This window comes from Microbacterium sp. CFBP9034 (genome assembly GCF_034045255.1).
Lineage (GTDB): Bacteria > Actinomycetota > Actinomycetes > Actinomycetales > Microbacteriaceae > Microbacterium.
In genome coordinates this window covers 92,434-110,344 of sequence record NZ_JAXCWC010000002.1, presented here as the reverse complement: position 1 = coordinate 110,344, position 17,911 = coordinate 92,434, and the positions used below count along the sequence as shown (strand labels likewise).

At 68.8% G+C, this 17,911-nt stretch carries 20 protein-coding genes; 7 read left to right on the top strand and 13 right to left on the bottom strand.

The features are described from left to right. Position 1: 1 nt before the first annotated feature. The 9 genes from SOM19_RS11815 to SOM19_RS11775 form a co-directional block, all read right to left on the bottom strand. A complete protein-coding gene (locus SOM19_RS11815; RefSeq protein WP_320486803.1) occupies positions 2 to 361 on the bottom strand; it encodes a PRC-barrel domain containing protein in 360 nt (119 codons plus the stop codon). Between the two features lie 142 nt (positions 362 to 503). Then, positions 504 to 1,181 (bottom strand): hypothetical protein, encoded by a 678-nt coding sequence (locus SOM19_RS11810; protein ID WP_320486802.1) that lies wholly within the window; start codon positions 1,179 to 1,181, stop codon positions 504 to 506. Between the two features lie 11 nt (positions 1,182 to 1,192). Then, positions 1,193 to 1,822, bottom strand: a complete 630-nt coding sequence (locus SOM19_RS11805) for a hypothetical protein (RefSeq protein ID WP_320486801.1) — start codon at positions 1,820 to 1,822, stop codon at positions 1,193 to 1,195. Beyond that, positions 1,819 to 2,274 (bottom strand): MarR family winged helix-turn-helix transcriptional regulator, encoded by a 456-nt coding sequence (locus tag SOM19_RS11800; protein ID WP_320486800.1) that lies wholly within the window; start codon positions 2,272 to 2,274, stop codon positions 1,819 to 1,821. The genes SOM19_RS11805 and SOM19_RS11800 overlap by 4 nt, the downstream gene beginning before the upstream one ends. A 9-nt stretch (positions 2,275 to 2,283) precedes the next feature. Then, positions 2,284 to 3,354: an alkene reductase gene (locus SOM19_RS11795; RefSeq protein WP_320486799.1), complete on the bottom strand. Its 1,071-nt coding sequence runs from the start codon at positions 3,352 to 3,354 to the stop codon at positions 2,284 to 2,286. Further along, on the bottom strand, positions 3,351 to 4,286 hold the full coding sequence (locus SOM19_RS11790; RefSeq protein ID WP_320486798.1) for an NADP-dependent oxidoreductase: 936 nt from the start codon (positions 4,284 to 4,286) through the stop codon (positions 3,351 to 3,353). The genes SOM19_RS11795 and SOM19_RS11790 overlap by 4 nt, the downstream gene beginning before the upstream one ends. A 176-nt stretch (positions 4,287 to 4,462) precedes the next feature. Further along, a complete protein-coding gene (locus tag SOM19_RS11785; RefSeq protein WP_320486797.1) occupies positions 4,463 to 5,134 on the bottom strand; it encodes a 4a-hydroxytetrahydrobiopterin dehydratase family protein in 672 nt (223 codons plus the stop codon). 10 nt (positions 5,135 to 5,144) lie between these two features. Continuing rightward, on the bottom strand, positions 5,145 to 5,561 hold the full coding sequence (locus SOM19_RS11780) for a hypothetical protein (protein WP_320486796.1): 417 nt from the start codon (positions 5,559 to 5,561) through the stop codon (positions 5,145 to 5,147). Between the two features lie 95 nt (positions 5,562 to 5,656). Then, positions 5,657 to 6,229 (bottom strand): VanZ family protein, encoded by a 573-nt coding sequence (locus SOM19_RS11775; RefSeq protein WP_320486795.1) that lies wholly within the window; start codon positions 6,227 to 6,229, stop codon positions 5,657 to 5,659. A 131-nt stretch (positions 6,230 to 6,360) separates the two neighbouring features. Here SOM19_RS11775 and SOM19_RS11770 point away from each other — a divergent pair, with 131 nt between their 5' ends. After that, a complete protein-coding gene (locus SOM19_RS11770; RefSeq protein ID WP_320486794.1) occupies positions 6,361 to 6,912 on the top strand; it encodes a hypothetical protein in 552 nt (183 codons plus the stop codon). A 64-nt stretch (positions 6,913 to 6,976) separates the two neighbouring features. Continuing rightward, complete coding sequence (locus SOM19_RS11765) at positions 6,977 to 7,432, top strand: GNAT family N-acetyltransferase (protein WP_320486793.1); 456 nt, start codon at positions 6,977 to 6,979, stop codon at positions 7,430 to 7,432. Here the strand turns inward: SOM19_RS11765 and SOM19_RS11760 are convergent, their stop codons facing one another. After that, positions 7,433 to 8,437, bottom strand: coding sequence for a LacI family DNA-binding transcriptional regulator (locus tag SOM19_RS11760; RefSeq protein ID WP_320486792.1), 1,005 nt, complete (start codon positions 8,435 to 8,437; stop codon positions 7,433 to 7,435). A 198-nt stretch (positions 8,438 to 8,635) separates the two neighbouring features. Between SOM19_RS11760 and SOM19_RS11755 the strand changes: the two genes are divergently transcribed. Both SOM19_RS11755 and SOM19_RS11750 read left to right on the top strand, forming a co-directional pair. Further along, positions 8,636 to 9,571, top strand: coding sequence for a dihydrodipicolinate synthase family protein (locus SOM19_RS11755; protein WP_320486791.1), 936 nt, complete (start codon positions 8,636 to 8,638; stop codon positions 9,569 to 9,571). 117 nt (positions 9,572 to 9,688) lie between these two features. After that, entirely contained in the window at positions 9,689 to 11,002 is a 1,314-nt protein-coding gene (locus tag SOM19_RS11750; protein ID WP_320486790.1) for an Nramp family divalent metal transporter, read from the top strand. 91 nt (positions 11,003 to 11,093) lie between these two features. Here SOM19_RS11750 and SOM19_RS11745 read toward each other — a convergent pair whose 3' ends face one another. Beyond that, the gene (locus SOM19_RS11745; protein ID WP_320486789.1) at positions 11,094 to 13,217 is read right to left on the bottom strand and encodes a glucose PTS transporter subunit IIA; all 2,124 of its coding nucleotides are present in this window, start codon (positions 13,215 to 13,217) and stop codon (positions 11,094 to 11,096) included. A gap of 251 nt (positions 13,218 to 13,468) precedes the next feature. On the opposite strand from SOM19_RS11745, the gene SOM19_RS11740 reads away from it, so the two are divergent. Then, complete coding sequence (locus tag SOM19_RS11740; protein ID WP_320486788.1) at positions 13,469 to 13,891, top strand: pyridoxamine 5'-phosphate oxidase family protein; 423 nt, start codon at positions 13,469 to 13,471, stop codon at positions 13,889 to 13,891. Here the strand turns inward: SOM19_RS11740 and SOM19_RS11735 are convergent. Then, the gene (locus SOM19_RS11735; RefSeq protein WP_320486787.1) at positions 13,881 to 14,408 is read right to left on the bottom strand and encodes a DUF1269 domain-containing protein; all 528 of its coding nucleotides are present in this window, start codon (positions 14,406 to 14,408) and stop codon (positions 13,881 to 13,883) included. The genes SOM19_RS11740 and SOM19_RS11735 overlap by 11 nt on opposite strands. 118 nt (positions 14,409 to 14,526) lie before the next feature. Continuing rightward, on the bottom strand, positions 14,527 to 15,417 hold the full coding sequence (locus tag SOM19_RS11730; RefSeq protein ID WP_320486786.1) for a helix-turn-helix domain-containing protein: 891 nt from the start codon (positions 15,415 to 15,417) through the stop codon (positions 14,527 to 14,529). A 144-nt stretch (positions 15,418 to 15,561) separates the two neighbouring features. On the opposite strand from SOM19_RS11730, the gene SOM19_RS11725 reads away from it, so the two are divergent. Both SOM19_RS11725 and SOM19_RS11720 read left to right on the top strand, forming a co-directional pair. After that, positions 15,562 to 16,818, top strand: coding sequence for a multidrug effflux MFS transporter (locus SOM19_RS11725; protein ID WP_320486785.1), 1,257 nt, complete (start codon positions 15,562 to 15,564; stop codon positions 16,816 to 16,818). Between the two features lie 30 nt (positions 16,819 to 16,848). Further along, a complete protein-coding gene (locus tag SOM19_RS11720) occupies positions 16,849 to 17,868 on the top strand; it encodes a zinc-dependent alcohol dehydrogenase family protein (protein WP_320486784.1) in 1,020 nt (339 codons plus the stop codon). Positions 17,869 to 17,911: the final 43 nt, after the last annotated feature.

The window sequence follows — 17,911 nt, the reverse complement described above, 5'->3', positions numbered from 1 at the left end:
ATCAGATGTAGAAGTCCCCGTAGTAGTTGCCGAGCCGCTCGCGATAGCCGGCGTCGTCGTAGGTGGTGGACTCATCCCACTCCGGAGAGTCCTTGATCTGCTCCTTCGTCAGGTCGACGTAGACCGTCCGGTCCGCGTCATCGACGCGGTCGATGGTGCCTGCCGGAAGAACCACCTTCCGACCGAAGATCCACGGGCCGGTGTCGACGACGATCCGGCTGGTGCCGACCTCGTCGCTCGCCTCGTCGACCTTGCCGATGTCACCGTCGGTGGCATGCACGTGGTACCCGACCATGCTGCCGGACCCCGCGCTGCGAGTGGCAGATTGACGGTAGTTCCAGGCGTCCCATGAAGTGGACATCTCTCCTCCTTTTCCTCATCGTGTGAGGGGTTTCGAGGCACGACCGTGGCGGCCGCGCCACCGTGCACGGTAAGCACCGCGCGCAAAATCGGGCGAGCACCTGGCGAAACAGGGCGAAGAGGGGTAAAAGCGCGCCGAGTGCTCAGGCGGCGTCCGCGGTCCTCCGGCGGTAGTTCTGGATCAGGATCAGCATGCTCACGGCGAAGACCCATGCCGGGAAGATCATCGTCACCCACAGGCTGAGGGTCGTGACGAACAGGAGCACGATCGCCACCCCGTACGTGACGAACGACAGCCATCGGGGCATGACGCCGGTGCGGAGCCACATCGTGGCGAGCGATATCAGCAGAACTCCCGCCATCCGCAGGGCGTAGATGTTGCTGACCTGCAGCATCACCGCGCGCCCGAAGGTCGCGACCTCCCTGCGGCTCGCCTCGTCCGTGACGAACGGCACGCTCGCCACGATGCCCCCGGCGATCGCCGCGGAGACGAACACCATGGCGAGGAAGAGAAGCCCGCTGCCGATGAACACGGAGGAGAACAGCTGGTCCTCCGCCTCTTTGAAGCGGTCCCGCACGACACCCATGAACCACAGGAAGGCGATCCCCGCGAAGGGAACCAGCGACAGCCCGATCGTGAGCCGGGTCGCGGCAGCGTCATCGGGCCAATCCGCAGGGATGGACGCCTCGTCGGGGAGTGAGGTACGCAGGAGCGCCAGTGCGATGGTGAAGAGCACCGCGAACAGGACTCCCGCGAGCGCGGCTGCCCGCGGAGAGTTCATCGGTCGACGCGTGGCTGCCGCGTTCGTGGGTTCGGGCATCCGGTCTCCGTTCAGAGTCTGATGGGGAAGGTGAGGAGCAGGACCATCCCGCCGGCGGCGAGGACGCCCGCGAGGCCCAGCACGATCCGGGAAGCGAGCACCGCGATCCCTCGCTGCGCGATCGCCGACAGGAAGAGCACGAGCGCGAACAGCACGGTGATCAGCGAGTAGTTGTCGCCCTTCTCATTGAAGTCGAGGGCCTGCTGGAAGGCGGCGTCGGAGACCGCGAGCGCGGCAGCCGTCTCCTCCGTGCCGGGAGGAACGTACTCCTCCCGGACGAACGGGCCGTTCTCCACCCGGCCATCCGCCTCCCAGGCCGAGAAGGCTGCGGCGAACTCCGGCGAGAACCGCGCCTCGATGTAGTCCGCCAGCTCCTCATCGCCGTGGGCTTCGGCCACGACCCATTGCGCGTACACCGCGAGGTCGAGGCCGCGCGCGTCGCGGGCCTGGCTCTCGAAGCCGGCGGCGTCGATGCGCGCAGCGGATGCCTCGCTGAATGCGACGGAAGAGTCACCGCCCCACTTCGACGCCTGGAAGCCGCACCACGCCGTGAGCACGGCGACGAGCGACAGCAGGATGACCGCGACGAGCTCGTGCGCCTGACTCGTGCGCGGGTGATGCGTCGAATCCGGATCGGTCATGGCCGACGAACCATCGAGGACGCGATAGCGGCGACCCGCTCCGCATCGGCGGCATCCAGCCCGGCCCACCGTGCTTCGAGGTCGCTCCAGATCTCGCGCACCGGCTGCTCGAGCGCCCGCCCGGCGTCGGTCAGGCTCACGAGGGTGACCCGGCCGTCGGTCGCAGAGCGCTCCCTCCGTACGAGACCGGCCTTCTCGAGGCGCTGCACCGACTTGGCGATCGTGGAGTGGTCGAGGCCGAGAACCGCGGACAGCTCCTTCTGCGAGCTGCCGTCGGCGCCCCACAGCTGGGCGAGCACGATCTCCTGACCGGGGAACAGCCCGAGCGGAGCGAGACGCTGCGCCGCGATCGCGCGCTGCGCGTGCGCGAGCTGCATGACGGCCCAGCTCACCGGCGCGAACTCGCCCAGCGCAGGGGCCGAGGGTTCGGGCGTGGTGGGTTGGGCCGCCATGGTTCCTCGTCAGTTCGAGATGCTCGCGAGCGCCGGATAGTCGATGTACCCGGCTGCCCCTCCACCGTAGAACGTCGCGGGGTCGGCGTCGTTGAGCGGCGCACCGTGGCGGATGCGCGCGACCACGTCGGGGTTCGCCAGCGCCCACCGGGCGATCGGCACGACGTCGGCGATGCCCGCCGCCACGTCGTCGCCCAGCGCGTCGAGCGAGCGGCCGGCACGCAGCACGAGGAGAGCCCCGGGCCACAGTGCACGCAGGTCCCGCAGCAGTTTCTCGTCCGAGAGCTGCACGACGTGCAGATACGCGAGGTTCAGCCCTGCGAGCTCGCCGACGAAGTGCCGGTACTGGGTCGCCGCATCCGGGCCCTCGTCGATTCCGCCGATGACCAGACCGGGCGAGATCCGGATGCCGACCCGGTCTGCGCCGATCTCATCGGCGACCGCGGCCGCCACCTCGAGACCGAAGCGCGACCGTGCTGCCACGGAGCCGCCGTAGCCGTCGGTGCGGACGTTGGCGTTCGGCGAGAGGAACTGGTGCACGAGGTAGCCGTTGGCGGCATGGATCTCGACACCGTCGGCGCCCGCTTCGATGGCGGATGCCGCGGCCCGCCGGAACTCGCCGACGGCACGGGTGATGTCGGCATCCGACATCTCCCGCGGCCGCGGGGGCAGCTGGCGGCCGGTCGGCGTGAACATCTCGACACCCGGCGCAATGGGCGACGGCGCCACCGGCTGGCGGTGGTGCGGGGTGTTGTCGGGATGCGACATCCGCCCCACGTGCATGAGCTGCAGCACGAGATGCCCGCCTTCGGCGTGGACCCGGTCCGCGACCTCGCGCCACCCGGCGACATGCTCCGGACGGTAGATGCCGGGCGTGTTCAGGTAGCCCTGGCCGTCGTCCGAGGGCTGCACGCCCTCGCTGATCAGGAGCCCAAGGGAGGCACGCTGCCCGTAGTACTCGGCGGTCAGCGGTCCCGGTGTCCCTTCGTGGAGGGCCCGGCTTCGCGTCATCGGCGCGAGAGCGAGCCGGTGCGGCAGGCTCATCCGGCCCACGGTCGTGGGCTCCCACAACGCGGTCATGCGTTCGCTCCCGGGATGTCGGCGACGCGCACGAGCAGCTTGCCGCGCAGGTGTCCGCGCTCACTGAGCCGGTGCGCCTCGGCGATGTCGGCCAGCGGCACCACGCCGGCGATCTCGGTGGCGAAGTCGCCCGCCGCAGCGAGGTCGAGCACCGGTGCGATGGTGTGCGCATCGATGGCGAACGGGTTGCCGGCCGCCACGTTGACGCCCTTCGCCCCCGCGGCGAAATCGACGATCGTCACGATGCGCCCCGGCTCGACGAGCCCCAGGATCTGGTCGACGAAGCCGCGTCCGCCGGCGTCGAGCGCGGCGTGCACGCCGTGCGGGGCGACGCTCGCGAGATCATCCAGAAGGTGGTCGCCGTAGCGCACCGGTGTGGCGCCCAGCGCACGCACATAGTCGTGGTTGTCCGCCGAGGCCGTGCCGATCACCCGCGCGCCCGCGGAGACCAGCAGCTGTACGGCGGCGCTGCCCACCGAGCCGGCCGCCGCGTTGACGACGACCGTCTCGCCGGGCTGGACGCCGATGAGTGCGAGCGCGCGCTGGGCGGTCTCGGCCGCGGTCGGGATCGTGGCGGCCCGGGTGAGCGACAGGTCGCTCGGGACCACCGCGAGGCGATCCGGTGTCGTGACGACGAGTTCCGCGTACCCTCCGGATGCGGCGAACCCGACGACCCTCTCTCCCACGGCCGGCTCGGTCACGTCTGCGCCGGTCGCCTCGACGACGCCGGCGATCTCGCTGCCGAGGATCGCCGGAGTCGGAGTCGGGAATACGGACGACATGGCGCCGCTGCGGATCTTGGCGTCGAGCGGGTTGACCGCAGCGACCGCGACGCGCACGAGCACCTCCCCCGGTCCCGCGGCGGGGGAATCGACATCGGTGAGCTCGAAGACGTCCGGGTCTCCGAAACGGTTGAGGACTTGTGCTTTCATCGCCTGCTCCTTCATTCATGTGGTCGGCAACATGAATCTACAGGCGAATAGGTGGTCGGCAACCGATGTTCGATGTGGGCGAACAGACGAGGCAGGCTAGGGCTCCCGCATCCCGGCCCTGAGCACGTCAGATTCACACTCGTCAGGCCTGACGAGTGAGCACCTGGCGCGCGCGTTCAGTCGTAGGTGTCGGTCCAGGAGGCGATGTCCACGCCGTGGTTGTCCGGAGAAGCGAGCGACCACCAGGCGGGGGCGTGCGACTCGTCGACGAGCCTTCCTCCTGCGGCGAGCGCCGCATCCACCCGCGCCCGCGCCTGGTCGGCCGGCACGAAGACGTCGAAGTGCGTCCGGCCCCGCGCCGGCGAGTCGCCGGTGATCGGGTTGAACGCGAGCTGCGGCCCGCAGCGCAGCGGGTCGACGGCATCCGTGTCGCCGAACTCCTCATAGCCCAGCGCGGCCGTGAAGAACGGTCGCACGTCGGCCGCGGAGTGCTGCGCAACATAGATCCCGATCGACTGCGCGAGCGAAGGATCGGGCGTCAGCAGCAGCTCGGCGGCCGCGCGCGACACCGCGGCGGCGAACTCTCCGCCGGCGGCGGGGATGCCCTCCGGGCCGCGGTACGGGACGCGCACGACAATCGCCTCGGGGCGCACGTCGACGTCGGGATGCACGTCGAACCGCTCGGCGGCGGCGACGACGGGCGCCACCAGGCTCGCCGCGTGGGCGAGGGATGTGGCGGTGAAGACGGCCTGCGGTCCGGTCGCCGTCACACGCCACTCCGAGACGCCCGCCGAGCGATGGAACTCAGCCGCCGAGATCCACTCCGGTCCGCTCGTCGGCTCCCCCATCACAGCAGAGTCAGAACTCGACGCCGCAGGCTGCGTAGCTGCCGAAGATCTGCTCCCCGTAGGCGGCGAACGCGTGATCGATGCCCTTGCCGTCGGTGGCGTGCGCGAGGTTCGGGTTGTGCGCCGCGATGACACCGTCCTGGCCCACGGCACCCTTCACCATCAGCGTGAACGACGCGGGCGCACCGGTCGCGACGTACGCCGCCTTGATGCAGTCGGCCTCCGCCTGGGTGATGAAGCCGGAGGCGGCGTCGCCCTGGATCGCGTCGGCGACCACGAGGGTGAACCATGCCTGCGAGTGGGAACCCGCTTTGGCGTCACCCTGGTCCGAGCGGCTCGGGTTGTAGCACTCGTGTGCATACGCGGCGGCCCCGGACCCCAATGCCAGGGCAGCCGCCAGCGCCACACCGGCAGCGGCATTCGTCATTACTCTCGAGAACATCATCGTCCCTCCCAGTCCGATTTTGCGTGCATCATACTGCTGCTGCTGCGCGAGCGCGAGAGGTCGTGACGCCGCGCTGATCAGTGGCGCTGCACGACGACGTCGCGCTGCGGCCCGTAGTGCAGCGGTGACGCGACGAACGCGACGACCGCCACGAGCGCGAGCGCAGTGATGGTCAGGCAGGCTCGCGCCGCGACGACCGGCGTGCGAGGACCGAACCGGCGGCGCAGCGCGGCGAAGACGCCGTACCCGATGAGTCCGCCCGAAGTGTTGACGATGAGGTCGGTGGTGTCGAAGCTGCCCGTCGATATCAGGTGCTGCGCGAGCTCGAGGGCGAGGCTCGTGCCGAGCAGGACTCCGGCGGCCTTCCACCAGGTCCACGTCGGGGCCAGCGCCCCGAGGAAGAGGCCGAACGGCACGAAGAGCACGAGGTTGATGAGGACCTCGGTGGGCGCGCTCGCTCCGGCGTCGCCGCTCGCGACGAACGGCACCAGCTTGAAAGGCCGGGCCAGTCCGGCGGCCGCACCGACCCAGGGGACCTCGAGCTTCCACAGCACGACCCACGCGAGGAGCACCAGATAGACCAGGAAAGCCAGAATCAGGATGCCGCGGCGAGGGGTGCGAACGCTCGCGTGGTTGGTCGAAGTCGTCACACCGTATCCTCTCGCGCGAACACTGTGGAACTGCCAGGAGGCGGCACTCGCGTGCCAGCAACGCGCAATCGGCAGAGGACGTGGGAGGTGCGGGATAGGCTCCCTCTGCCGGCGAGGACAGGGAGCAATCGATGAGTGCGCGAGCGCGTCTGGGCCTGGGTGTGGGCATCCTCGCTGCCACCCTTTCGATGGCAGGGTGCGCGACCGTGCCCGATCCGCCCGACGCGGTCGGGGACGACTACCCGGGCACCTGCATGCCGGCCGAGTTCTCGTGGCCCACCGACTTCCTGGAGTCGCTGCCGGGCGAGTCGTCCGCCGTCGGTGGGAGCATCGTGGGGCTGCGACTCGAGTACGTCGACTCCCAGTGGGTGTGGCGACTTCGGAGCCGCGACACCCAGCGAGACACGTTCGGCGAGCCTGTGGACAACCCGAGCTTCGGCAGAGAGTCGATCGTCGACGTCCGGACGCTGGAGACTCTCGCCACCCGAGAGGCGGAGCTCACCGCCGCGGAGCAGCAGACGGACGGGTCCGGCGTCTACGGCGCCGCGCAGCTCTCCGGCGAGCAGTGGCCGAGCCCGCTCATCATCGAGATGGCCCGCGTCACGGAGGACGGAACTTCGGTGTGGCAGATCACGACGTGCGACACCGAGACCAACGAGCACTCCGTGATGACCCTGGACTGACGAGACGTCCTCGGGTCGCTGGTTCGCGACCTTCCGCCGAGACGACGGGGTAGGGTTTCGCCTCGTGCACGAGTCACCTATCGCCGTCGAGATTCTCCGACACCTGACCAAGGAGGACTCCGCGGCCCTCGAGCGCCTTCTCGCCCAGCTCTCGACCACCGCCACGTACGACGAGGCGCGGATCGAGGCTCTGCTCGAGAACGACGCGACGGAACTCCTCGTCGCGCGAGAAGGCCGCAGGATCGTCGGCATGGCCACCCTCGTCGTCATTCCCCTGCCGTCGGGCATCCGCGGGCACGTCGAGGACGTGGTGGTCGACGAGTCGATGCGCGGGCGCGGTATCGCGCGGGATCTCCTGGAGCGGATGACGAGCTTGGCGTCCGAGCGAGGGCTGCGAACGCTCGATCTCACCTCCCGACCGACGCGGGAGTCCGCCCTTCGCCTGTACGAGGCGGTCGGCTTCGAACGGAGAGACACCGCCGTGCTCCGATTCGAGCCGCAGCGCCCGTCACTCGGGTAGTCAGCGCAGGCGCGTGGTCGAGGCGCGGGGAACCAGGCTCGGGAACGCCAGCCGCACAGCCGCATTCGCGTTCGTCGGGTCGTGGAGCAGGTCGAAGGCCGTCGCGGCGATCTGGTCGAACGGGACCCGGACCGACGTCAGCGGGACGGAGAGCCGACTGGCGAGAGGGATGTCGTTGTACCCGACGATGGAGACGTCCGCGCCGATCGTCAGGCCCGCGTTGCCGGCCGCGCTGACCACCCCCAGCGCGATGTTGTCGTTCGCGGCGAAGATCGCGGTCGGTGGGCTGGCCTCGCGGAAGAGGACCTCACCGGCGACCACGCCGTCGTCGACTCCGTAGCCGCCGGAGACGATCCGCCGCGGGTCGAGCTGGAGCCCTGCTTCGTCCGCGGCACGACGGGCGCCTGCGAGGCGCGACCGCGCGCTGGACGTGAAGTCGGGCCCGGTGACGACCGCGATCTCGCGGTGACCGAGATCGACGAGATGCCGCACGGCGAGATACCCGCCCATCTCGTCGTCACCGAGAGATGAGGGGCTCACGCCGTCCGTGCGGAGGACCAGGACGTGAGGGATGCCCCGTTCCCGCAGCGACGCGGGGAGCGTGTCATCCAGGCGAGCGGTGGCCAGCATGACGGCATCGACTCCGCGGTCGAGCAGGGTCTCGGTCGCGCGGCGCTCGTCGTCCGGTTCATCGCCGGCGGTGGCGACGACGGCGAAGTACCCGCGTGAACGGGCGACGCGTTCGATCGCCTCGAACATCAGCGCCATCACCGTGTCGGTCAGTCGCGGCACGAGAACGCCGATCGTGCCCGTCGCACCGCGGCGAAGGCCGGAGGCGGCAGCGTTGCGGCGGTATCCCAGCGAGTCGGCGGTCTGCCTCACGCGATCAGCTGTGGCCGAGCGGGAGTTCGGTACGCGGTCGTCGAGGATCCGGCTGACGGTCGAGATGCTCACTCCGGCGGCTTCCGCAACGTCGCGAAGAGTTACCGAGCGCCTCTCCGTCACTGCAACCTCCGATCGACGCTGAGCCGAGTCTATTGCGCCGTCCCGCCGCGGATCGCGGAAGCCGGCGCGAGCGATTTCCGCGGAAGGAGTTGACATGACACGCATCCTACTCGCATACTTGCAATCGTTCCTGCAAACGTTCCCGATAACGTTCCCATGGCATCGGGCCTCGATGAAGAGAAACCAGAAAGGCAGATCATGACCCTCGACATCCGCGGACTGAACCCCGCTCCGGTCACCCCGTTCACCGAAGACGGCGACGTCGACTACGCAGCCATCGAGCGCCTCGGCTCCTGGCTCGGCTCGATCGACGGCGTGAAGAGCCTCGTCGTCCTCGGCCACGCCGGTGAGGGCACCTTCCTCACCGATGAAGAGCAGCTCGATGTCATCCGTGCGTTCGTCGCGTCGACCGACGGCCGCGTGCCAGTCATCGCCGGAATCACCAAGGAGGGGAACAAGACCGCCGCGCTCGAGGCCAAGGCCGCCGTCGACGCCGGTGCCGCCGCCGGTCTCGTCTACCCTTCACACGGCTGGCTTCGCTTCGGCTACCAGAAGGGCGCGCCCCAGACCCGTTACCAGGAGATCTACGACGAGTCCGGGCTCCCGCTCATCCTGTTCCAGTACCCCGACAACACCAAGGCCACCTACGACCTCGACACGCAGCTCGAGATCGCCGGGCAGGAGGGCGTGTTCGCCACGAAGAACGGCGTCCGCAACATGCGCCGCTGGTACACCGAGATCCCCGCACTTCGTGCGGCGTACCCCGACCTGCAGATCCTTTCGTGCCACGACGAGTACCTGCTCCCGACGATGTTCGACGTCGATGGACTGCTCGTCGGCTACGGCAACATCGCGCCCGAGCCGCTCATCGAGCTCATCGCCGCCGGCAAGGCGAAGGACTACGAAGCGGCTCACGCGATCCACGAGCGCCTGCTGCCCGTGACCAAGACCGTCTACCACCGCGGGTCGCACATGGAGGGCACCGTCGCGCTCAAGTGGGGCCTGGTCAACCGCGGCATCCTGGACCACGCCACGGTGCGCACCCCGCTGCTGCCGCTGCCCGACGGCGCACCCGCCGAGATCGCGGCGGCGTTCGCGTCCGCCGGCCTCGGCTCGGTCACCGTCCCCGCCTGACCGGCAATGGGGCGGCGACCCGCCGGTCGCCGCCCCACCCTGAACGATCCGCCACGTGATGGCGACCAGTCAACGACGACTCGCGGCCCCGCCGCCCTCCAATGAAGGAGACCCACCATGAGCGAGCGCACCACCACCCGTCATACGTCCACCACCCCCGGCACTGGCTACGGCCGCGTCTCGACTGAGACGATGAAGAGCATCGTCGACACACGAAGGACCCGCCGGAACTTCTGGCAGCAGCTGGCCCTCATCGGGCCCGCCTTCGTCGCGGGCGCCTGGCAGTTCGGTCCCGGCAATCTGACCACCGCCGTCCAGGCGGGAAGCGGGTACCAGTACGCCCTGATCTGGGTGATCGTCGTCTCGACGATCCTCATGATCTTCCTCACCGACATGAGCGTCAGGCTCGGCATCAAGTCCCCCGTCTCCCTCATCGCCTCGATCAAGGACCACCTGGGGAAATGGGTCGGCGTCCTCGCCGGCATCGGCATCTTCCTCATCACCCTGTGCTTCTCCGTCGGCAACGCCGTGGGCTCGGGCCTCGGCCTGTCGATGCTGTTCGGCGGGAACCCCGTCATGTGGACGATCGTCTGCACGGTCGCCGTGGCGGCGCTGCTCCTCCTGCGCAACGTCTACCGGGTCGTCGAGAAGGTGCTCGTCGCGATCGTGGGGCTGATGGCGATCGCCTTCATCGTGTCGGCATTCCTCGCCAACCCGTCATGGGCGGCCGCGGCATCCGGCCTCGTCCCGACCGTTCCCGACGGCTCCTGGCTGCTGATCGTGGCGCTGGTGGGAACCAACTTCTCCATCAACGCAGCGTTCTACACGTCGTACGGGACCAAGGAGCGCGGCCGCACCGAAGCCGACTACCGCGACGTCACGATCGTCGACACCATCCCCGGCATCGTCGCCCCCGGCATCATGACCGCACTCGTGATCGTGGTCGCCGCGGCGGTCCTCGGCAAGACCGGCGAAGCCGCACCCACCATCGTGGCACTGGCGGGAATCTTCGAGCCCCTCGCCGGACCCATCGGATCCACCGTCTTCGCCCTCGGATTCTTCGGTGCCGCCTTCTCTTCGATGATCGCCAACGCGACCGCCGGAGGCACCATGCTCTCGGACGGACTCGGCCGCGGCGCCTCATCCAGCTCGCTCACCGCCAAGATCGTCAGCGCGACCATCCTCGCCTTCGGCATCGTGATCACGCTGATCTTCCAGGCGTCACCGATCGAGCTGATCGTCGTCGCTCAGGCGCTGACCATCTTCATCGCCCCGGTGCTCGCGGCGCTCATCATCATCATGGCCAACCGGTCCTCGCTGATGGGCGACATGAAGAACCGCTGGTGGCAGAACCTGCTGGGGATCGTGGGCCTCGCCGCCGTCCTCGCTCTCTCGATCCGCCTGTTCGCGACGCTGTTCCTCGCCGGCTGAGCGTCCCGGCGGCCGATCGCAGCGGCGGGTCGAGCGTTCTGCCCTTTCCTCACCCGGTGGCGATGTGCCACCGGGTGAGGAGCGAGCGTTCTCAGGGAGTCGTGTCCGTCGTCAGCTTCTTGGGCGCCACCGTGATCACGGGTGTTCCGGCGGTCACTTCCCCCTCGAGGACGGGGATGATCTGGCCCAGGTCGTCGGCGTTGAGCACGACGACGGGAGTGATCAGCGGGTATCCGGCATCCTCGATCACCTTTCGATCGAAGGTGACCAGCGGTGTCCCGAGTTCGACCCGATCACCGGCCTTGACCTTCACATCGAAGCCTTCGCCGTTGAGGTTCACGGTGTCGATGCCGATGTGGATGAGCAGCTCGACGCCGCCGTCCAGCACCAGTCCGAACGCATGGCCGGTGGGCTGGGCGGCGGCCACGGTGCCGGCGCCGGGGGCGTACACGGTGTCGCCGGTCGGAATGATCGCCACGCCCTGACCCATGACGCCACCTCCGAACACCGGGTCCGGGACCTCGGACAGGGGGACGACCGTGCCGGCGAGCGGTGACGCGATCTCGATCGTGACACGCTCCCGCAGTGCGGTCGCCGCCGCAACCGCCGCCGCAGCGGGATTGGGCTCCGAGGCGTCGATCGCGCGCGGCTCGGCGGCCTCGACGGCGGCGGGCGAGAGGTGTTCGGCGGCCGCAGCCGCCTCGGCGGCATCGCGTACCGCCTCGAACTCTGCCTGCTGCTCGGGGGTGCGGAAGTTCGCGCCGAGCACGAGGAACATCGAGGTGAAGAACGCGGCGGCGATCGCGATCGCGTACAGGCCCATCGGCTCGAATGCCGGGATCGTCAGCAGCGACGTGAAGACGAACGCCTGGGTCGTGATGCCGTCTGGCAGGCCCAGCACGAGACTGCCGGTGCCGATGATCAGCCCACCCACGAAGCATCCGACGAGCATGCGCGGGTAGATCCGCTTGAACCGCAGATGGATTCCGTACAGCGATGGTTCGGAGATCCCGCCCAGTAGGCCGGCTGCAAGAGCGCCCGTGGCGGTCTGTCGCATCTGGTTGTCGCGGTGGCGAAGAGAGAGGACCAGCACCCCGGCGGTCGCGCCGAAGCAGGCGAAGTTCCACGCCCCCATCGGGCCCTGGATGTAGTCGTAGCCCAGGGTCTGGATGTTCAGCAGCATCACGGCATTGATGGGCCAGTGCAGCCCCAGCGGCACCATGAACGGATAGGCGAGCGGGATGACGATCGCGAAGATGAACGGCGACCAGCTGTTGATCGCGGCGAGGACGTTGGCGAGCGCGGCCCCGGCGTAGACGCCGATGGGTCCGATGAGGAACGCCGTCAGCGGGATCATCACGAGCATCGCGAGGAACGGCACGAAGATGAGCTGCAGGTTCGGCGTGATGATCTTCCGGAGGAGTTTGTAGAGCGGGCCGAGGACGGCCGCCATGAGCAGCGGCGGGAAGACCTGCGAGCTGTAGTCGAAGATGGTGAGCGGCACTCCGAAGATCGGCACGATCGTGACATCCACGCCGAAGATCTCGGTGGGCTCGACCCCGTCGCCGAGTGCCAGGAAGCCGGGAAGCATCAGCACGGCCATGATCCCGAAGCCCACCCACGGGTCGGCGCCGATCTTCTTCGACGCGTTGTACGCGACCATGAGGGGCAGGAAGACGAAGATGCACTGCCACATCAGGTTCACGAACGCCCAGGACGGATCCAGCGTGACGCCGGGTGCATTCCAGTCGGGGATCACATTCAGCGTCGCCATGAGGGCCATGAACGTGATGAAGAAGGATGCCCCGAGCAGAGCCCCGAGGACCGGCCGGAACGAGTCCGACAAGAACTCGAAGAACGAGTCGACCCACGCCACCTTGCCGCGAACGCCCTTCTCACGTTCCCGGGCTTTGATCGAGTCGATGTCCTCGTCGCCTCCGCCCGCCGCACCGCCGGCCCCCGCGCCGGCCATCTCGGGCAGCGCCATGATGTCGTTGTAGGCGGTCTGCACGGCACCCCCCATGACGACCTGGTACCGATTGCCCGCCTGCGGTACCGCCCCCATGACCCCGGGGATGGCCTCGACGACGTGCTGGTCGACACCGGACGAGTCCACGAGCTGGAACCTCAACCGCGTCGCGCAATGCGTGAGGCTTTCGATGTTGGAGGCGCCGCCGACACTCTTGACGATGTCGGCTGCAGTATCGGTTGCCATCAGATCGTCTCCCTTGAAGATCTCTCCGAGGCCGTCGACTCCCGGTGGATCGCGGGGGAATGACCGCCGTGTGAGCGTGATGCTATACCCGTGCCAGTCACGTGTCTCCCATGTCGGGCACCCAGGCCGCTCCACCGCTGGCGGATCTGCCGCATCCGCGATTGACTGACCTCAGCAGAGGCTGGCCGGCGTCTGCGCAGGACGGAAAGCAGGTCCTCATGGAATCGGATCGGGACTCAGCCATCTCTGCGATGAGCGTCGATGAATGCTGGAATCTGCTCGCCCGGTGCGAACTCGGCCGCCTCGCCACCAGCGTGGAGGGCGAGCCGGACATCTTTCCCGTCAACTACGTCGTCGACGGCCCCTCCGTGCTCTTCCGCACGGCTCCGGGGTCGAAGCTCACGGAGCTCTCCGCCAATCCTCGCGTCGCGTTCGAGGTGGACCAGTACGACGACACCGACGCCGCAAGTGTGGTGCTCAAGGGAACGGCGAAGCTTCTCCAGGTGCAGGAGGAGATCGATGCCGCGGACGCCCTCGGACTCGCCCCCTGGACCCCGACCTTGAAGTACCGATGGGTCCGCATCGCGGCACACACCATCAGCGGTCGGCGCTTCGAGCGCGGACCCGAACCGGATCGCTACCGAGCCGGCGGTGAGGACAGAGCTACGAGTTGATCTGCGCGACGATGTCGTCGTCCGACTCCTCGATGGCCTTGCGCAGCTTCTCGTAGTTCTCCGAGTCGATGGCCTTGGTGAGGCGCTTCTCGGATCGCGCCAGCGCCTTCTCGACGTTGTCGGCCCACCGATCGTCCACCACGGCGACAACCGCCGACGTCCCGGGCGCGAGGTACTCGTCGATGTCGTCGCCGAGCTTCTTCTCCTCGCGGCCCTTCTTGATCGCCCCGAGGATCGCGCCGATACCGGCGCCGACCGCAGTGGCCGCGAGCAGTGGCGGCGCGAACAGTCCGACGACGACGCCCGCGCCGGCGCCCCAGGCCGCCCCGTGACCGACCGACTTGTCTCCGTGCTCCTTGACCTGGACCTTTCCGTCCTTGTCCCGCACGAGCACCACGGCGCCGACGATCTCGTAGCCGCCGGCATCCTGACCGCTTCGGAGAGTCTGGTAGTCGCTGGAGGCTGCGGCGGCGTCGTCATACGAGCCGACCACCAGCACGAGGTTCTGCGTGCCCATCGAAAATCTCCTTCGATTCACGTCCGAAGCCACCGACCGGTCGCTGCGGACTCTGATTCCTCACGGTGCTGTGATCCTATGACGCCGCCCCCGCGGCCAGCCAGACCCCGACGTACGATCAGGGAGCCGCGCTGGACGCCGAATCCGCGCGGTTCGTGGGGTTCGCCGCCCATGAGGCCAGCAGCCGCAGGCGCTCGGCCGACGGCGAGCCGGGCTCGGCCGTGTAGACGAGCAGCACCTGGCCGGGCTCTGCGGTGATCGCCAGCTCCTCATAGACGAGCGTGAGGTCGCCGACGACCGGGTGGTGGAATCGCTTCGTGCCGGTGCCGTGGGTGCGAACGTTGTGCGCAGCCCACAGCGTGCGGAAGAGGTCGCTGCGGGTGGACAGTTCACCGACGAGGTCCTGGATGCCCTTGTCGTGCGGGTCGCGTCCGGCTTCGGCACGGATCACCGCGACGCACATCTCGGCGAACAGCTCCCAGTCCGGGTAGAAGTCGTGGGCGGCGGGATCGAGGAACTGGAACCGGGCGAAGTTCGGGGTCCGACCCCCGTCGCCGATCAGCGGAGAGTAGAACGCCCGGCCGAGGTCGTTGGCGGCGACGATGTTCTGTCGCTGATCCCGGACGACGGCCACGGCATCCGTCATCGCCGACAGGGCCCACAAGAGGCTCGGACGAGGCGCTTCGGGCTTGACAGCGCGGCGGCGGGCTCGACCCGATGACGGCACGCCGTCGGCGGCGCGGGCGAGGTCGAGCAGGTGGGCGTGTTCCGCGTCGTTCAGCTGGAGCGCCCGCGAGACGGAGTCGAGCACGGATGCCGACGCTCCGGCGATCGCGCCGCGCTCGAGCTTGGCGTAGTACTCCACGCTCACCCCGGCGAGCGTGGCGACTTCGCTGCGGCGGAGGCCGGCGACACGTCGGTTGGGTCCGGCCGTGATGCCTGCGGCATCCGGTGTGAGCCTCGCGCGGCGGGTCATCAGGAACTCGCGCACCTCTGCCCTGTTGTCCATGCCCTCAGGCTAAGCCGACCCGGGAACACGAGGGAGTCCCTCTCAGTGCACCCATGCGCCGGCGATCGCCGGCGAAGGGTGCCATGCCAGTACGCCCCTCGTCAGTGACTCCCCCGCCGCCGGATGATCGCAAAAGCTGGAGTCATGCCTGAGACAACACCGCCGCTCGGAAGCCGCGCCCGCCCGCTGCTCCCGGCGCTGCTTCTGCTGCTGACGGTGTTCGGTCCGATCTCGATGGACCTGTACCTGCCTGCCCTGCCGGCACTTGCCGTCGAATTGGGTGCGGCCACTTCGGTCGCGCAGCTGACGGTCACCGCGTGCCTCATCGGGCTCGCGGGCGGGCAGCTGATCGCCGGCCCCGCGTCCGACAGGTGGGGGCGGCGAGGCATCCTGCTCGTCGGCATCGCCGCCTACATCATCACCTCCGCACTGTGCGCCCTCAGTCCTTCCGTCGAGCTGCTGATCCTGGCCCGGCTCGTGCAGGGGCTCGCCGGGGGCGTCGGCATCGTCATCGCGACTGCGGCAGGACGCGATGTCTTCTCAGGCAAGACGCTCATCCGCTTCTACGGGCGCCTGACCGTCGTCGGAGGATTCGCCGCGATCGTCGGTCCGCTCCTGGGCGGGCTGCTCAACACCTTCACCGACTGGCGCGGGCTGTTCGTGTTCCTCGCCGTCATCGGCATCGCGATCCTCGTCGTCACGCTCCTCGTGTTCGACGAGACACTCCCCGCCGACCGGCGTACCCGAGGGGGACTCGCGCAGACCTTGCGTGACTATCGCACGCTTCTCGCTGATCGGACCTTCGTCGGCACGGTGCTCAACCAGGGGTTCCTCTACGCGGCTCTCTTCGCGTATCTCGCCGGGTCCACGTTCGTGCTGCAGGACATCTACGGCCTATCGCCGCAGTGGTATGCCGCCGCATTCGGGCTGAACTCGGCCGGCCACATGGTCTTCGGCTACCTCGCCGGTCGCAGCGCCGAGCGGTGGAGCATCACAGGCACGCTCGCTGCCGGAGTCGCCGTCACCGGCCTGGGCGCGGTCGGCCTCCTCATCGCAGGCGTCACCCCCATGCCGCTGTGGGTCGCCGTCGTCTCGCTCTTCGCGCTGTCCAGCGGCGTGGCGGTGTCCGCGCCTCCAGCGACCACTCTCGCGATGAGCGACTACCCGCAGATGGCGGGGACCGCGTCCTCTCTCCTGGGGATGGTGAGGTTCGGCTTCGGCGGGATCGCCGCGCCGTTCGTCGGCGTCGCCGGTGCGCTCAGCATCCTCCCCCTCGGCGTGACCACCACCGTCGCCGTGGTCTTGGCAGCGGCGAGCTGCCTGCTGCTCATCCCTCATCGCGATCGGACGGATGCCTCGACCGCCGAGGCTGCAACCGCCGTCCGGACCCTCACCCCCTAACCCGAAACCCGTCAAAGGAAGGACACCACTATGCGTGGAGTCATCATGTACGCCCCCGGCGACGTCCGCGTCGAAGACCGGGACAACCCCACGATCATCGAACCCACGGACGCGATCATCAAGCTCTCGGCCTCCTGCATCTGCGGCTCCGACTTGTGGCCGTACCGGGGCGCCGAGCCAGTGGACCACACTCCGATGGGACACGAGTACGTCGGCGTGGTCACCGAGATCGGCGCAGACGTCGAGACCATCACGGTGGGCGATTTCGTCGTCGGATCCTTCTTCGCCTCGGACAACACCTGCGAGATCTGCCAGGCGGGCTACCAGACGCACTGCGTGCACCGGCAGCCCGGAGCACCCGGCGGCGCGCAGAGTGAGTACGCCCGAATCCCCCTCGCGGACGGCACGCTCGTCGCGACCCCGGGACAGCCCGACCAGGACCTGATCCCGTCGCTGCTCGCCGCCTCCGACGTGCTCGGGACCGGCTGGTTCGCCGCTGTCGCCGCCGAAGCGGGTCCCGGCAAGACCGTCGCGGTGGTGGGCGACGGCGCCGTCGGCCTGCTCGGAATCCTCGCGGCGAAGCAGCTGGGCGCCGATCGCATCATCGCCATGTCCCGCCACGCCGACCGGCAGGCTCTGGCGCGCGGATTCGGCGCCACGGACATCGTGGAAGAGCGCGGCGACGAGGGCGTGGCGAGGATCAAGGAGCTGACCGGCGGTCTCGGAGCGCACAGCACCATCGAGGCCGTCGGCACGCAGGAGTCGATGATGCAGGCGATCCGCGCCACCCGCGCCGGTGGGCACGTCGGCTACGTCGGCGTCTCCCACGACGTCTCGCTGGACGGCTTCGAGCTCTTCTTCTCCGGCGTGCACCTCCACGGTGGACCTGCGCCGGTCCGCCGGTTCCTCCCCGAACTGATCCAGCTGATCTGGGACCGCAAGATCGACCCGGGCGTGGTGTTCGACCTCACGCTCCCCCTCGAGGATGCCGCGGAGGGCTACCGGGCCATGGACGAGCGACGCGCCACCAAGGTGCTGCTCACCGTCTGATCGTCGGGTCGACGCGGGACTCCCGTCCCACCCACCCTCCGCT

Coding starts and splice junctions, on each gene's coding strand:
- SOM19_RS11785 (WP_320486797.1), bottom strand. CDS start 5,134: ATGGGGGAGCCGACGAGCGGACCGGAGTGGATCTCGGCGGCTGAGTTC.
- SOM19_RS11735 (WP_320486787.1), bottom strand. CDS start 14,408: ATGGGCACGCAGAACCTCGTGCTGGTGGTCGGCTCGTATGACGACGCC.
- SOM19_RS11770 (WP_320486794.1), top strand. CDS start 6,361: ATGAGTGCGCGAGCGCGTCTGGGCCTGGGTGTGGGCATCCTCGCTGCC.
- SOM19_RS11720 (WP_320486784.1), top strand. CDS start 16,849: ATGCGTGGAGTCATCATGTACGCCCCCGGCGACGTCCGCGTCGAAGAC.
- SOM19_RS11755 (WP_320486791.1), top strand. CDS start 8,636: ATGACCCTCGACATCCGCGGACTGAACCCCGCTCCGGTCACCCCGTTC.
- SOM19_RS11780 (WP_320486796.1), bottom strand. CDS start 5,561: ATGACGAATGCCGCTGCCGGTGTGGCGCTGGCGGCTGCCCTGGCATTG.
- SOM19_RS11745 (WP_320486789.1), bottom strand. CDS start 13,217: ATGGCAACCGATACTGCAGCCGACATCGTCAAGAGTGTCGGCGGCGCC.
- SOM19_RS11725 (WP_320486785.1), top strand. CDS start 15,562: ATGCCTGAGACAACACCGCCGCTCGGAAGCCGCGCCCGCCCGCTGCTC.
- SOM19_RS11795 (WP_320486799.1), bottom strand. CDS start 3,354: ATGACCGCGTTGTGGGAGCCCACGACCGTGGGCCGGATGAGCCTGCCG.
- SOM19_RS11800 (WP_320486800.1), bottom strand. CDS start 2,274: ATGGCGGCCCAACCCACCACGCCCGAACCCTCGGCCCCTGCGCTGGGC.
- SOM19_RS11805 (WP_320486801.1), bottom strand. CDS start 1,822: ATGACCGATCCGGATTCGACGCATCACCCGCGCACGAGTCAGGCGCAC.
- SOM19_RS11750 (WP_320486790.1), top strand. CDS start 9,689: ATGAGCGAGCGCACCACCACCCGTCATACGTCCACCACCCCCGGCACT.
- SOM19_RS11815 (WP_320486803.1), bottom strand. CDS start 361: ATGTCCACTTCATGGGACGCCTGGAACTACCGTCAATCTGCCACTCGC.
- SOM19_RS11740 (WP_320486788.1), top strand. CDS start 13,469: ATGAGCGTCGATGAATGCTGGAATCTGCTCGCCCGGTGCGAACTCGGC.
- SOM19_RS11790 (WP_320486798.1), bottom strand. CDS start 4,286: ATGAAAGCACAAGTCCTCAACCGTTTCGGAGACCCGGACGTCTTCGAG.
- SOM19_RS11810 (WP_320486802.1), bottom strand. CDS start 1,181: ATGCCCGAACCCACGAACGCGGCAGCCACGCGTCGACCGATGAACTCT.
- SOM19_RS11730 (WP_320486786.1), bottom strand. CDS start 15,417: ATGGACAACAGGGCAGAGGTGCGCGAGTTCCTGATGACCCGCCGCGCG.